The organism is Mycobacterium colombiense, assembly GCF_001665835.1.
Lineage (GTDB): Bacteria > Actinomycetota > Actinomycetes > Mycobacteriales > Mycobacteriaceae > Mycobacterium > Mycobacterium colombiense_A.
Genome location: NZ_LZSX01000019.1, coordinates 1 through 1,119, shown reverse-complemented (window position 1 = coordinate 1,119; position 1,119 = coordinate 1). Strand labels below are relative to the sequence as shown.

The following is a 1,119-nucleotide window of genomic DNA, read 5'->3' as shown; positions in this document are numbered from 1 at the left end:
GATCAGGTAGGCGATCTCCTCCGGGGCCGGCGCCGGCAAGCCCGTGCACGGGTGGCCGGCAATGCGAGGGTCGTCGAGATCGATGACCGGCAGGCCCCGCCCGTCGAACCGGTCGGCCAGCCCAGTGGTGGTGATCGCGGCGATCGGTGCGGCATCGGCGACCATGAACTCGATCCGTGCCGTCGGCACAGCCGGGTCGATCGCCAGATAGGCGGCCCCGGTTTTGAGCACCGCCATTATCGCGACGACCGCCTCGGCCGACCGTGGCAACAGCAGCGCCACACGCTTACCCGGGCCGGCGCCCAGGCCGGCCAGTCGATGCGCCAATCGGTTCGACGCTTCATCGAGCTCCCGGTAGGTCATCGTGTGGCCGTCGAAGGTCACCGCCGGCGCTTCGGGCGCACGCATGACTTGGGCGGCCCACAGGGCCGGAATCGACAACGGTGTGGGCGCGGGCCGGGTCAACGCCGCCCGGTTGCCCCACCGATCGAGGCGGCCGTGCTCAGCGTCAACGAGCACATCCACCGACGACAACCGCTGGCTGGGATCGGCGGTCATGGCCGCCAACACTCGCCGCAACCGCTCGATCAGCATTTCGATGCTCTGGGTGTCGAACACGTCGGTGCGGAACTCCACCGTCCCGCCGATCCCGGCGAGTTCACCGGCCTCGCTCCAGCGTTCGGCCAACGAGAACGTCAGGTCCATCCGGGCGGTGCGCATGTCCACCGGCATCGGCGTAGCCTGCACATCACCCAATGCGAGCCCGGCGGTGGGGTCCCCGGCGAAGTTCTGCCACGCCAACACCACCTGCACCAGCGGATGATGGGCCATGCTTCGGGTCGGGTTGAGCCGCTCCACCAGCACCTCGAAGGGCACGTCCTGGTGTTCGTAGGCGGCCAGGCTGCGTGCTCGCACCTGGGCCAGCAGCTCGGCGACACTGGGATCCCCGGCCACATCGACGCGCAGCACCAAGGTGTTGACGAAGAACCCGACCAGCTCATCGAGTGCGGGGTCACCGCGCCCGGCGATCGGGAACCCCACCGCCACATCAGAACTGGCGCTGAGCTTGGCGAGCAACACCGCCAGGGCGGCCTGCATCACCATGAAGCTGGTCGCGTT

The 1,119-nt window shown here is 68.9% G+C and carries 1 protein-coding gene; it reads right to left on the bottom strand.

What is annotated here, in order from left to right:
- A partial coding sequence (locus tag A5760_RS04235) for a condensation domain-containing protein (protein WP_155764197.1) occupies nucleotides 1-1,119 on the bottom strand: 1,119 nt, incomplete at both ends.